At 44.8% G+C, this 13,951-nt stretch carries 14 protein-coding genes; 1 reads left to right on the forward strand and 13 read right to left on the reverse strand.

Annotation, left to right across the window (positions count from 1 at the left end; all coding sequences use genetic code 11):
• Positions 1-317 precede the first annotated feature (317 nt).
• The 11 genes from BK575_RS25515 to hppD all read right to left on the reverse strand — a co-directional run bounded on the left by BK575_RS25515 (position 318) and on the right by hppD (position 11,705).
• Positions 318-734 carry a TIGR03826 family flagellar region protein gene (locus tag BK575_RS25515; RefSeq protein ID WP_078414323.1) on the reverse strand — a complete coding sequence of 139 codons (417 nt, stop codon included), beginning with the start codon at positions 732-734 and terminating at the stop codon, positions 318-320.
• An 85-nt stretch (positions 735-819) separates the two neighbouring features.
• On the reverse strand, positions 820-1,533 hold the full coding sequence (locus BK575_RS25520; RefSeq protein ID WP_078414324.1) for a ComF family protein: 714 nt from the start codon (positions 1,531-1,533) through the stop codon (positions 820-822).
• Entirely contained in the window at positions 1,530-3,023 is a 1,494-nt protein-coding gene (locus BK575_RS25525) for an ATP-dependent helicase ComFA (protein WP_078414325.1), read from the reverse strand. The genes BK575_RS25520 and BK575_RS25525 overlap by 4 nt, the downstream gene beginning before the upstream one ends.
• Before the next feature lie 275 nt (positions 3,024-3,298).
• Positions 3,299-3,469, reverse strand: a complete 171-nt coding sequence (locus BK575_RS28825) for a hypothetical protein (RefSeq protein ID WP_169907983.1) — start codon at positions 3,467-3,469, stop codon at positions 3,299-3,301.
• Between the two features lie 180 nt (positions 3,470-3,649).
• Positions 3,650-5,089: an amino acid permease gene (locus tag BK575_RS25530; RefSeq protein ID WP_078414326.1), complete on the reverse strand. Its 1,440-nt coding sequence runs from the start codon at positions 5,087-5,089 to the stop codon at positions 3,650-3,652.
• 27 nt (positions 5,090-5,116) lie between these two features.
• Positions 5,117-5,740, reverse strand: coding sequence for a flavin reductase family protein (locus BK575_RS25535; RefSeq protein WP_078414964.1), 624 nt, complete (start codon positions 5,738-5,740; stop codon positions 5,117-5,119).
• Positions 5,741-5,756: 16 nt separating this feature from the next.
• Positions 5,757-6,917 carry a homogentisate 1,2-dioxygenase gene (locus tag BK575_RS25540; protein ID WP_078414327.1) on the reverse strand — a complete coding sequence of 387 codons (1,161 nt, stop codon included), beginning with the start codon at positions 6,915-6,917 and terminating at the stop codon, positions 5,757-5,759.
• Positions 6,918-7,052: 135 nt separating this feature from the next.
• Positions 7,053-8,156, reverse strand: coding sequence for a histidinol-phosphate transaminase (hisC, locus tag BK575_RS25545; protein ID WP_078414328.1), 1,104 nt, complete (start codon positions 8,154-8,156; stop codon positions 7,053-7,055).
• 125 nt (positions 8,157-8,281) lie between these two features.
• A complete protein-coding gene (gene fahA / locus BK575_RS25550) occupies positions 8,282-9,544 on the reverse strand; it encodes a fumarylacetoacetase (protein ID WP_078414329.1) in 1,263 nt (420 codons plus the stop codon).
• Positions 9,545-9,572: 28 nt separating this feature from the next.
• Positions 9,573-10,544 carry a hypothetical protein gene (locus BK575_RS25555; protein ID WP_078414330.1) on the reverse strand — a complete coding sequence of 324 codons (972 nt, stop codon included), beginning with the start codon at positions 10,542-10,544 and terminating at the stop codon, positions 9,573-9,575.
• Between the two features lie 39 nt (positions 10,545-10,583).
• Positions 10,584-11,705 (reverse strand): 4-hydroxyphenylpyruvate dioxygenase, encoded by a 1,122-nt coding sequence (gene hppD, locus BK575_RS25560; RefSeq protein WP_078414331.1) that lies wholly within the window; start codon positions 11,703-11,705, stop codon positions 10,584-10,586.
• A 271-nt stretch (positions 11,706-11,976) separates the two neighbouring features.
• Between hppD and BK575_RS25565 the strand changes: the two genes are divergently transcribed.
• Positions 11,977-12,213, forward strand: a complete 237-nt coding sequence (locus tag BK575_RS25565) for a YuzB family protein (protein WP_078414332.1) — start codon at positions 11,977-11,979, stop codon at positions 12,211-12,213.
• Positions 12,214-12,504: 291 nt separating this feature from the next.
• Here the strand turns inward: BK575_RS25565 and BK575_RS25570 are convergent, their stop codons facing one another.
• Both BK575_RS25570 and BK575_RS25575 read right to left on the reverse strand, forming a co-directional pair.
• Positions 12,505-13,341 carry a DegV family protein gene (locus tag BK575_RS25570; RefSeq protein ID WP_078414333.1) on the reverse strand — a complete coding sequence of 279 codons (837 nt, stop codon included), beginning with the start codon at positions 13,339-13,341 and terminating at the stop codon, positions 12,505-12,507.
• A 172-nt stretch (positions 13,342-13,513) separates the two neighbouring features.
• Complete coding sequence (locus tag BK575_RS25575; RefSeq protein WP_078414334.1) at positions 13,514-13,951, reverse strand: YaaR family protein; 438 nt, start codon at positions 13,949-13,951, stop codon at positions 13,514-13,516.

A 13,951-nucleotide genomic window follows, 5' to 3' on the forward strand; every position in this document is an offset into this window, starting at 1 on the left:
CTTTTCCCTACTATCATTATCGACTAAAAAAGAAAAATGTTTATCATCAGGGGAAAAGATGTGACTAATCTCATATTTTAAACTCCCACTAGGTCATATATACGATTCGTTGATGGTTGTTATTTTATGTCCAAAAAAAGTTCTTTTCTATAAGTTTCTCTTTATTTTCCAGCGTTTCCTACCCGTATTCACCTATTTTAATGCCTTTTTCTCTTCCCTTTAAATAGACTAAAAGTCCGAAATGATGGGTTTTCATCATACCGGACTTTCGATGCGGGTTATATCCCTTCAGTAAAGCCTTACTTTGAACAATGCCTTTAAGACATACTCTTCTTGGCGCGATAAGTAGAATTTCCTTCTTGATTAGCCTGCTTGCTCCGTTCTTCCATTTCTTTGATGGCATGAAGCTCATGTTCGAAGCCGCGAAGACAATTTTCACACATGCTTCCCGCTTGAATAAGGGCTCCGCAGCCGCTGCAAGAATAACCAAGATTCGGAAACTCCCTGACCCGCAAACGTCCTTGCTGGATGAATTTTTGAATTTGTTTTTCCGACACGCCTGTCGCAATGGTCACTTGCTCTACTGTCGCCATCCGATTTTGGCGCTTTCGAATAAACTGGTAAATGGTATTCAATAACTCCTCTTCTTTCTTATAACAGGCTGCACAAGTATCACGAAAGGCATTCCTTATATAAAGTCCGTCACATTCCGGACAATTGGCTAATTGATCCATTTTTTTAACTCCTTTTCGCTTCATTCATCTGTATTATTATATCGCCCAATTTGTGAATTTTTTTAGATCAATGGGTGATTTTCTTCTATCCCCTTGCAAGTGTCAAAGAAGACACTACTTCCGCTCCCGCTTCTTTCAAAACCTTAGCCGCATGGTGCAGTGTCGTTCCCGTCGTGTAAATATCGTCGATTAGCAACACCTTTTTCCCATGTAAATCGGCGTCCTCTTTTAAGAAAAACACTTGCTCTTTTTTCAATCGCTCTTTTTTCGTCTTTTTCGATTGCTTTTCATGGTGATGACGGGCCATTAGATCCTGTACCGGCTTTTGCAGCAGCCCGGCGAGAACAGCAGATTGATTGAACCCTCTTTCATATAAACGTTCCTCACTAAGCGGAATGGGCACGATTACTTCATATTGTGGATAATATATTCGATATGCCTTTTGCCATTTCCTTCGAAAAATGTCTGCCAATTGATAGTCGCCGCGGAACTTGTATAACGCAATCACTTCTTTCATCCAATCGTTATAAACGTAAAGGGAGCGATTTTGCCGAAAAATTCTCCCCCAGTCCGAATTCTCTTCCCATTTAACGCAATCAAGGCACCGTTCTCCTTGACGGTATTGTTCTTCCACCCCTTCCATTTCCCGTCCGCAAACCTCACATATATCTCCTTGTATCCATTGGAATTTTTCTTCGCACTTTTCACATAATGGTGATTTCTCTTGTGGAAAAAGCAAGGTCGTCCATGTTAAACTCTCATTTAATACTTGGTCGCAAATCAAGCAATGCTCACTCATCCGTCAATCATTCCTTTTTGTCTTGCTTCTATATTCATTTGCTCGATTTGCTTCTTCGCCAGCAGCATGTTTCTCGTTTTCCCAAAATGAAAAAGGACGAGATCACCGGTTGGAAACTGTGCGCTCCGTCCAACCCGTCCGGAAATTTGCACGAGGGCGCTTTCTGTAAAAATGCCATCTTCTGCTCCTATGACGGCCACATCAATATTGGGGACGGTCACTCCCCGCTCCAAAATCGTTGTCGTCACCAAGAGCGGCGTCTCCCCTTGCCGGAATCTCATCACCTTCTCTTTCCGATCCGGATCCTCCGCATGCACCCCCTCTATTCGGTGATCGAGCTTTTTCAAAAGATTGACCACCTCTTCGATTAACTCAATGCGAGGAATGAACAGGAACGCTTGCTTTCCTTCCTGAAGATGTTTGGCGATCCACCGGTGGACATTTACCGGCAGCTTCTTCCGCTTCAAACTCTTTCGCCAATTGCCGCACCACTCAAAACGCGGGACAGGCAGCGGATGACGATGATAGCGAGCTGGAATCGTCACCGCGTCTCTCTTTCCCGTTTTTACTTCCTTCTGCCATATTCGGTTTGGAGTCGCGGTTAAATAAATGACCGCTGCATCGTCCCGTTTCGCTTTTTGAACGGCATATTGCAACATTGGTTCAACGGAGTAAGGAAAGGCGTCTACTTCATCAATAATGATGACATCAAACGCTTTATAATAACGAAGCAGCTGATGGGTCGTGGCGATAGTCAGCGGCGCCTGTTTTCCCCGGTCTTCACTGCCGCCATATAATGCGATGACCTCAATATCGGCAAATGCCTGCTGGAGACGCGGCTTTAGCTCTAACACCACATCGGTCCTCGGTGTCGCGATGCAGACCGTTTTTCGGGAAGCGAGAGCAGACTCAATGCCCGGAAACAGCACTTCCGTCTTCCCGACTCCGCAAACGGCCCACACTAAAAGCTCCCGTTCACGTTGAATCGCTTGAACGACTGCGTCTGCTGCTTGCTGTTGAGCAGGTGAAAGGGTTCCATTCCAGTGGAGGATATGATGAGGGGGTAGAAAAGGAGAAGAAGGGCCATTCCAATGAAGAAGCGGCGAGCATTCGCTCACTCTTCCCATCACAATGCACGCACGGCAATACGTGCACATTTGATGACAGCGGGTACAATGAAAAGAGGCAAACCGATTTTGCTGCTCGTTTCCGCACCGCCGGCAGCAATACTGCTTCTTTTTTTCGATTCCTTTTTCATACGATACATAGCCATTTTCATAGTGTTCGTGAATAAGAGATAAAGAGACGGGACTATCCTCAAGAAGAAGTTCTTTTCCGTCCAAGAGAAGCTGTAAATCAGAAGAATAAGAGAAAGAGGGGTTAAGTATTGGGGTGGACCAATCGTCAATAGAGGAAACCGGGTGAAGATCTATACCAGATGTTGCAAAAGACTCCGGTACAAGCCGCTGATCCATAACTGCAAACCGCATTTCATCACTCCTTGTAGGTTTTTACCACATTTAGCATAACAGATAAAAATAAATAGAGACAATCATTTTGCTTCTTCGATAGCAAGGAAGGATTTTTTATGGAGATTAACCTATTCAAATCATGTTAACTTTCATTATTTACGCCCGTTCTGACATCCTGAGTAAGCTCACAAAATGTCTCGCATAAGCGGCTAACAAGAAACCCGCAAGGGGGATTGACAGCCGCTTATGCGTAAAGCATTGAACATGGGTGCTCTTTACCCATGTTCAATGCTTTATAGCATGGATTGTTCTTTTACACATTCCTTGTACAATTCTTCTAACTCGCGATCTTCTAATTCCACTACCAATCGGTTCGTACCCGGGATCCAATCTACTATTACATTTTCCATACGAATCCTCTCGATTTCATTAAGATAATACCGCTTTAAGACTAGTGCCTGCATGTTTCTCTCTCCTCTTCTTATCAATCAATCTCTATTTCTATCTTTTCCAATTTTCCTTATATACATACATTGCTGGTTATTCAAAGAAGGAGAGAGTAGAACTATCAAAACAATGGGGATAGGACTCCACATAAAGAAAGGAACATGGATGTTCTTGATCCATGCTCCTTTCTTTATGCTCTAGAGGATTTCCCTTTTATCTATATCTTCCTCATCATCTAAGTTGTTACTTCCCTTTCCGAGCTCACTGTTTTTATAACCATATATAAAATAGACAGCTAGTCCAATGGCTAACCAAACACCAAACCCAATCCATGTTGACACCGGGAGGTTGATGACGAGGTAGCCGCAAAACAAGACCGCCAAAATTGGGACTAACGGTACAAGCGGCACTTTAAAAGCACGCGGTAAATTAGGCTGCGTTTTCCGTAAAACAAGGACGCCGATTGAAACAACAATGTACGCAAAAAGCGTTCCAATGTTCACGAGTTCGGCCAGCTTATGTAATGGAATGAGCCCTCCGAATACAGCGACTAAAATACCGGTAATCCACGTATTGATGATCGGCGTTTTCTTTACCGTATTGACTTTGGACATGGCCTTAGGCAGCAGTCCATCCCGGCTCATCGCAAAAAATAAGCGAGTTTGGGCATACAAAAGCACAAGCAGAACCGTTGTAATTCCAGTCAGAGCACCGACCGAAATAAAGCCTGCCACCCAATCGTGATGAATATAGCTTAACGCAAAGGCCACCGGATTTTTTACATTTAATTCCGTAAATGGTACGATACCTGTCAAAATTAAGGAAACCACAATATATAAGGCCGTACAAATCGCAAGTGATGAAATAATTCCAATGGGCATGTTTCGCTGCGGATTTTTTACTTCCTCTGCTGCAGACGCTACTGAGTCAAAACCAAGATAGGCGAAAAAGACAGAAGCGGCACCAGCCGTAATCCCAGAGAAGCCAAACGGCATAAACGGTGTCCAGTTGCCTGGCTTAACATACCAAACTCCAACGACAATAAATAACAATACAACCGCAATTTTAATGATCACCATGATATTATTGACTCGTGTGGACTCACGCAGCCCGCGGGAAAGCAAGAAGGTAATGAGCAAGACAGCGGTAATGGCCGGCACGTCGATAAAGGTTCCGTTCGCCGGGTCGTAGGCACTTGTAATAGCTTTCGGCAATGTTATCCCAAAACCGCTGAGCAATCCTTGAAAATAGCCGGACCAGCCGCTGGCGACCGCCGAAGCCGCCAACCCGTATTCAAGCAGCAATGCCCAGCCAAGAATCCAGGCCATCATTTCACCAAAGGTCACATAACTGTACGTGTAAGCGCTGCCAGAAACTGGGATCGAAGAAGCGAATTCCGAATAGCAAAGCGCTGCGAATACACAGGCAAGCCCGGAAAGGATAAAGGAAAGAACGAGGGCCGGTCCCGCATGTTCTGCAGCAGCCACTCCTGTCAAAACGAAAATTCCCGTACCAATAATACAGCCAATACCTAACATGGTTAAATCCTTGGCACCAAGCACTTTATTTAATGACTGGTCTGTTTTTTGCCCATTGGCCAGCATATGAGAAATTGATTTTTTACGAAATAAATCCATGCACGTGCTCCCCTCAAAATGGAATGATTATTTCATGGTTTGCGTTTTTCTTTTTAAAGTAAACGTATCAGCAGTTGCTCTTGTGTACAGTGGCCCTGCTAACCGTCCGATTGGCTGAAGCTTTTCTGTATCAATCTTCCCGTTATGATATAATTCATCTTTCACATGGATGTTCACGACCTGTCCAATGATAAGGCTTCCCGCACCCGGCTTATCGCCAAAGTGCAATATATCATGAAGGACACATTCAAGCTGCACATCGCTTTCTTCCACACGGGGCGGCTTTACGATTTCACTCACCGCTTTTGTTAAGCCGGTCTCTTCAAATTCATCCACTTCCGGACTGAATTCAATTGCACATTCATTCATTTGGTTGACAATCTTTTCGCCAACAATATTCACGACAAATTCACGCGTCTTTTCAATATTGCTCAGTGTATCTTTCTTGCCGCCGTCCGTTCCCTTTCTCATTGGGGAAAAACAAATCATCATCGGGTCCGCGCAAATAGCAGTAAAAAAGCTGAACGGCGCAAGGTTTGCTTGGCCCTCTTCGTTGATTGTCGAAACAAAAGCGATCGGGCGCGGCTGAATCGCGCCCGTCATCAATTTATACGCTTCACTCCAAGGCAATGTACCGGGTTCAATTTTCATGGCGGCATGCTCCTCTTTACTTTTCATCATACCAGCTGTACATATAGGAAGGATCCTCATACTGATGTGCCTGCTTCACGATATAAAGCGGGCGGAACGTATCAATCATAACAGCCAGCTCTCGCGTCTCTTTTTTCCCGATGCTTTCTTCCATTTTCCCCGGGTGAGGACCGTGCGGCAGTCCGCTTGGATGAAGCGTGATCGATCCTTCTTCAATTCCGCGGCGGCTCATAAAATCACCATCCGCATAGTAAAGAACTTCATCACTCTCAACATTACTGTGCACATAAGGAGCCGGAATCGCTTCTGGATGATAATCATACAAGCGCGGTACAAACGAACAAACAACATAGTTATGTGCTTCAAACGTTTGATGGACTGGAGGCGGCTGATGAATCCGGCCGGTAATCGGCTCGAAATCATGGATACTGAACGCATATGGGAATAAATAGCCATCCCAGCCAACAGCATCAAGCGGATGAAAATCGAACAAATAAGAAGTCAACATCCCTTGTGCGCGCACACGAACTTCAAATTCCCCTTTTTCATCTTTCGGTTCCAATTTTTCCGGCGTTCGGAAATCTCGCTCACAATACGGTGAATGCTCAAGAAGCTGACCGTGCTCATTGCGGTAGCGCTTTGGCGGCATAATCGCTGAGTTCGATTCTACAATCAGAAAACGTGCTTCTTCCGTCTCTAACACCACACGATATGTCGTACCGATCGGAATGACTAAATAATCACCTGGAAAGAAGGAAAGCTCACCAAAGATGCTTTCAATTTTCCCTTTCCCTTCATGCACGTACAGCATTTCATCGCCTTCCCCGTTTCGGTAAAAATACGACATCTGCTGCGTTGGACGGGCAACCCCAATTGCCAAATCATCGTTGCCCATGAAAATTTTTCTCGCTTCGAGGAAATCTCCCCCCGCTTCCGTGTTCCATGTACGGAAATGACGATGTTTAAGGGCATCCTTTTCCTCAAACTGATAGCGAATCTCTTTAATTTTTTTCGCTTCTTTCACCCTTGTTGGCGGATTGATGTGATAAATGAGCGATTGAATGCTGGAAAACCCTTTCGTTCCCATGAGCTGTTCGTAATATAAGCCCCCATCTTCTTTACGGAATTGCGTATGGCGTTTAGCCGGAATGTTCCCCATTTTTACATAATGCGGCATAAATGTTTCCCCCTTCTTATCCCGCTCTTACAGACGGCAGCCCCCGTTTCTTCAAACGGGAGATAACCGTCCATAAGAACCTCATTCGTTTACCTGACCATCAGCGGGGGATCTCCCACTAATAGAGGTTTTACTTTATTCCACTACTTCACGAAATGCTTGAATGAACGCTTCGTTTTCTTCTTTTGTTCCGACCGATACACGGATTGTTTCCGGAAGACCGAGTACGCTTCCCGATCGAACAATGATTCCTTTATGAAGAAGCGCCTGAAACACAGCGTCTCCCGATTGATTTAGTTTCACCATCACAAAATTCCCTTGTGACGGGAAGCAGCTGAGTCCCATCTTCTCGATTTCCGTCGAAATGTATTGTCGGCCTTCATCATTTTCCCGTTTGCATTTTTCAATAAAGTTGGAATCCTCTAAAGAAGCAGCGGCAGCAGCTTGCGCCATCCGGTTCGTATTGAACGGCTCCTTTACTTTCATGAGTTCCTTTACAAAGTCCGGATGCATGACGCCATACCCGATACGAAGAGCAGCCAGGCCGTAAATTTTTGAGAAGGTGCGCAGCACGATCAAATTCGGATGAGACTGGACAAGCGGCACTGTGTTCAAATAATCGTCCTCTGTCACATATTCAAAATAGGCCTCATCGATTACAAGCAAAATATGGTCAGGCACCTGGTTGATAAACGATTTCAGCTCCATCTTGCCAACAATCGTTCCCGTCGGATTGTTCGGATTGCACACAAAAATCATGCGTGTTTGATCGGTAATGGCAGCGAGCATACCTTCAAGATCATGCACTCCATCGAGAAGCGGCACCATAATCGGATTGCCCCCTTCGATTTTTACATTCGTTTCGTAACGAGGGAATGTCACATCGGCCATGATCGCTTCATCTCCAGAGCGAATGTAACTGCGTGTCAGCAAACGAAGAAGTTCGTCTGAACCGTTCCCTATAATGATTTGCTCTGGGCTGACCTCTAGTTGTTCAGCCAATTTTTCCGCCAATACAGGCGCTGTTCCTTCCGGGTAAAATGCAAGCTTTTCCATCTCACTCATTATGGCATCTTTTGCCACAAGGGAATAACCTAATGGATTTTCATTCGAAGCAAGTTTGATAATACGATTAAGCCCAAGCTCTCGCTGTACTTCTTCAATCGGCTTTCCCGGTTTATAAACACCAAGGCCTTCGAGTTCTTTTCTTGCAGTGATGTTATGTTGGAGTGTTTCCATAATTTCCCCACCCTGTTTTATATAATTTCGTTACGGAATATGGACAGTCTTTCGACAGAAACCAGAAGGCTTCTTTATGCTACCCGTCTCATACCCGCAAGCTGGCTACGAGCCGCATTTTGGTCTTATCCAAGTGCCGGCAGCACGCGGCCTGTCACTTCCCCGAATCCGATTCGATAGCCGTCACCCTGGCACCAGCCGGTAATCGTCAACTCATCTCCGTCCTCTAACCACACACGCTGTTCTCCATCGTTCAGACTAATCGGTTCGGTCCCGCGCCATGTCAGCTCTAATAAGCTGCCCCGTGTCTCTTTCTCCGGCCCGCTAATCGTTCCCGAGGCAAGCAGGTCGCCCGGACGTAAATTACAGCCACCCACCGTATGATGTGCAATCTGCTGAGCCATGCTCCAGTAGAGATAGCGGAAGTTGCTGGTTGCAATACAATGCCGCTTATTCATCTCTTCTCCTTGCAGGTATACTTCTAAGTGGATATCAAAGGCACGCTCTCCAGCTGTCTGCAAATAAGGAAGCGGCTCAGGGTCTTGCTTCGGACCAGCTGCACGGAACGGCTCCAGTGCCTCAAGCGGGATAACCCATGGAGAAATGGAGGTAGCGAAGTTTTTGCCTAGAAACGGTCCAAGCGGCTGGTATTCCCATGCCTGGATATCGCGGGCACTCCAGTCGTTGACTAATACAAGTCCGAAGATGTGCTCCTCGGCATTCTCGACCGGAATTTGTTGACCCAGCTTATTGCCCGGGCCAATAAACCAGCCCAGCTCCAGCTCAAAGTCGAGTTGGCGGCATGGTCCAAATAAAGGTGCCTCGGCATTTGGGGGCTTCATCTGTCCTTGCGGTCGTCTTACGTCAGTGCCGCTGAGAACGACCGAACTGGCCCGGCCGTGATATCCGACTGGTAAATGAGTCCAGTTTGGCATAAGTGCGTTTTCTTTTCCGCGAAACATAATGCCCACATTCGTTGCATGCTCCTTTGAGGCATAGAAGTCCGTATAGTCACCGATTTGAGCAGGCAAAAACATCTCTGCATCCTGTTGTTCCAGCAGTGCAGCGTTACGAAGAGAAGCGTTATCTCTTAATGTCGGTTCATCTTCACTCAGCAAGCGCTGGATTTGTGCCCGTACCTCTTGCCATACCTTTTTTCCAAGAGCCATGAATGCATTCAGAGAAGGCTGGTTAAAAACTCCCGTCCCAGCCGCGCCAGTCATGTTAAAATGCCCGGCATCGTCCAGCAATGCAAGGTCCAATATGTAATCACCAATGGCAACGCCAATGCGGGGCGCGCCCCCGCTTCGAGGGCGGAATACGCCATAAGGCAAGTTTTGAATAGGAAAGTGGGATTCAGATCCCACTTCTATAAACGAACGAATCATCTGAAGTCCTCCTCTATGTTATAGGGTTTTACTGCCCGTTAGAGCCGGGATAAATCCCTAATGTCTGTAAGTCATCACGCGGTTCATCAAAACTGCAGCTACCATAGGAACATAAAACTTTTTCGCGCAGCTGCACAATTTTAGAAGCAGGGATTGTTAAATTGCGCCATGCTAACCCTTCAGCAGTGAAAAAAAAGCTGGAAGGCTCCTCATCAGCGAGAATTTCTACTGCCTCCAACACATTCAGGTGATGAGTATGTGCCAGCATCCCCGCGGAAAAAACATTGAGAAAACCATGCATACGTGCATCAATTTCCCTACGGTGCATCCGAATAGGATGGTGCAGCCCGGCAGTAAACTTTAATGTAATGCCGCGGTCACGGCAGCCAACAAGTACGGCGGCCACCTGCTCCACTGTCGGAAATGCGTCAGCCGTCACTCCGCCTGTGCGCAGCTTAACACCAAGCTTTGGCCCGCCCCTTGCATTATGCGTCGCAATAGCGTCGAGAGCTCCGAACATATGGTGCTCCCAGTCTTCATTTAAAGGTACAGTTACCTCACAAAAAGTGTGTAAACCGTGCTCGGCTGTCTCCCTCGCAATAACCTCTAACAAATCGCCGTCAGACTGAACTGGAGGAAGCGGCAGTTCAAACACTTCCGCCCCCACAGCATCCCCATAGTCACGACAGAAAGATACGACTTTCTCCAAATCCATCCGCAGCCCGTTTTGACAAGCTTCCGCATTATCGCTCCGGCCCCCTAAAACTGAGATAATCAGAGGCTGCTCACTTGAAAACATGGATACATATGGAGCAAGTTCCTCCAACTGTACCGCCGGAATGATGAAACGTCCGAGCATCCATGCATCCTTGTCGGCCCGGTAAGCAGCATAGTTACGAATCGCCGGCTCCAGCGGCAGACTCGCAGGCGGGAACAGCCCTGCATAATCAATTAAGTTAGATAAAAAAGCGTGTACACTCGTTTTCGGTATTGCTTTCATGGCTTTTCCCTCTCTCCTTGGTTAAAGCATGTATACGTTTTAAATGTTTCCGCGGCGCGCTTGTTCACGTTCAATGGATTCAAATAACGCTTTAAAGTTCCCATCACCAAAGCCCAGTGCACCTTTACGTTGAATAATTTCGATGAACAATGTCGGACGGTCTACGATCGGCTTTGTGAAAATTTGCAATAAGTAGCCTTCATCATCGCGGTCAACAAGAATGTTAAGATCTTGAAGCTTTTTCAGATCCTCATCGATTTTTCCTACGCGATTCGTCAGATCTTCATAGTAGGTGGATGGTGTATTCAGGAATTCTACACCGTTGGCTCTCAGAGCACTTACCGTTGCGACGATATCATTTGTTAAAAGGGCTAAATGCTGCACGCCGGCACCTTTATAGAAGTCTAAATATTCTTGAATTTGTGATTTGCGCTTTCCTTCCGCAGGCTCGTTGATTGGGAACTTAATACGCCCTGTTCCATTCATCATCACTTTAGACATAAGAGCGGAATATTCAGTCGAGATGTCCTCGTCATCAAAGTGTTTCAGCACATTGAAGCCAAATACATTTTCATAATAAGATGTCCATTCATCCATGCTTTCTACGTTTCCTACAATATGGTCGATTCCAACAAGACCCGTCGATTCATGAGCAACTTCTAAAGCAGCCGGCTCATATCCTGGAAGGAAAGCCCCTTTGTAGTCTACTACTTCGATCAGCGTATGGATTGTGTCTCCATAAGTACCGATAACGGCTTTTTTAACAGATCCGCTGCCATCGCTTTCCGTCCATGGTTCACGAATCGCGATGCCGCCTCGTTCAACTGCTCCTTTATATGCTTTTTCTACATCGGCCACCTTTAAGGCAATATCCTTCGCCCCTTCACCATGCAGCTTCACGAACGCAGCAACATCTGTGCTGTCCTCAAGAGCCCCCGTCACAACAAGGCGAATCGCTCCTTGTTCCAAAACGTAAGAAACACGATCGCGGCAGCCCGTTTCTAATCCGCGATAAGCTTTCACTTTAAAACCGAATGCCTTTGAATAATAATAAGCAGCTTGTTTGGCATTACCGACATATAACTCTACATGATGAATATTTTGAACTGGAAAAATTTCTTCCCTTTTTTGTTTTTTAACTTCTACTTGTTTTTCAGACATTGAAATACCCTCCCGTTTTTTCACTGTTTTTTAAATAAATGAATGATGTTATTCGCCTCAAAACGAAATAACTATTCTAAACATTTTTAATATTAAAACGTTATTTTATTCATAGCAAGCGCTTACATCGACGCGTTTCCTCTGTATAAATGCTTGTTATCACTGCGTTAAAGCGTGCTTGCGTTTACCCGTACTCTTGCACAACATTTCAAATTGACTGTAAAATCAGCCCAAACATATTTCTAACTATGAATGTAAAGGAGATACCAATATGGAGATAATCGCTAAATTTTGCCCTTGTAACTTTGAAGGAGAATTAGACGAAGTAAAAGATCGGTTAGGAAATCTTCCAAACGTAGAAGTAATCGATGATCGCTGCCTCAATTACTGCGGTCAATGCTTAATCCAGCCTTACGCCTTAATTAACGGGGAAAATATTATCGCTGATACGGCCGATGAACTTCTTGAAAAAATTTTAAATTATCTATCAGTTCCGGCCAGTGTATAAAGGAAACTTCCATTAGTGGGGGTCTTACTGCCCGCTAATGCAGGATAAATCTACATAAATAATGTGACATGAGTAAAAACACTTATGTCACATTATATACGCATAAGCTTATTCAGGATGCAGAAACAGAAAAAATATAAATAGTGAGAATCTATATATTGGCTAAAAAATTTTTTTTACACTAAAAAGAACCGTCGAAAAATCCTAATCTTTCTGGATTTCCATGACGGTTCTTTTTCAGGAGACGAAAGGGAAGGCATGCTTTGTACACCTTCCCTTTCATCTCTTCATTTATTTTTTGTACCAGCCGATCCCGATTGCACCTTCGCCAAGATGTGTACCGATGACAGGACCGAAATAAGATAAGCTGAATTCTACATTCGGATAAGCTCGTTCCAGTTCTGCCTTAATTTCTTCTCCTTCTTCCGGGTGATTGGCATGAATGACAGAAGCTTTCATTGGAGCTCCCTCACTTGCCACTTCACCTAAAAGATCGAAAATACGCTTTAACGCCTTTTTACGTGTGCGAATTTTTTCAAATGGAACAATTTTTCCATCAACGAAGTGAACGATCGGCTTCACTTGAAGAAGGCTTCCAACGAAAGCTTGCGCAGCATTTAAGCGGCCGCCCCGCTGCAAGTGGGATAAATCATCGACCATAATGTACGCTTTCATCGATTGTTTCATTTCATTGAGACGAGTCAAAATTTCCTGCGGCGTTTTGTCCTGCTTTGCCATTTTAGCCGCTTCAAGAACGTAGAACCCTTGAATCATGGCGCTGATTTCTGAATCGAATGTATACACATCAATTCCTTCAACCATTTGACCTGCAGAAACAGCCCCTTGATATGTACCGCTGATGCCGCTCGATAACGTTACAACAACCGCTGCATCGTAATCTTTTGCCAATGTTTCAAACAAATTGACAAACTCGCCGATTGGAGGCTGAGATGTGGTCGGCAGCTGCTCGCGCACTTTTTCATAAAATTGTGCATTGGTCATATCAATTTCTTCACGGTATGTTTCCTGCCCGAAGATAACACTTAACGGGATCATATGTATATTGAGCTCATCTCGCAGCTCTTTCGGTATATAAGCCGTACTATCTGTAACAATTGCTGTTTTCATTAGCAAAATCCATCCTTTTAGTAGAGGTTCAAAGAGATTTTTCACCCTATTTTACACTATTTCGATGTTGCCTGCATTACAACCTGCCGCCATTAAAAATACCTTAACAGATTCTTAATATTTGGCTGTTTTCATAAAAACAAATAGGCGGTATCCATATGCCGCCTATTTGTTATGTATAGATATTTACAAGAAGGCCCTGGATTTCTCCGACCATGCTTAAGATCCGCAACCCTTCTTTTTCTTTGGATAGCACTTCATTTGTCAAATGGACGAGTTTTTCATCCACTTCCTTCACTAATTTATGAAGAGCCGATCCTCCTCGCATGCTGAAACCCCGTTGTTCTTTTAATTCCAGTCCATTCTGCACAGCTGTATCGATGAACTTTTTCACTAGCTTTTTATACGTTCTTAGGGAATCAATCGACTGATATTTGGCCAGCTTCTCTCCTTGTTCTTCGATATCCTTCAGCATTTGAGCGTATCGTTCATCACTCACTTCATACTTTTTTTTCGATAAAACATGGGTAAAACTTATTGAATCTTCCACTTCTTTCTCTTTCCTGTCCACTTTATGATTGACCGTTTTTGCCACGCGCTGGACTTCCAT

The sequence above is a fragment of the Priestia abyssalis genome, assembly GCF_002019595.1.
In the GTDB taxonomy this organism is placed as follows: Bacteria; Bacillota; Bacilli; order Bacillales; family Bacillaceae_H; genus Bacillus_BA; species Bacillus_BA abyssalis.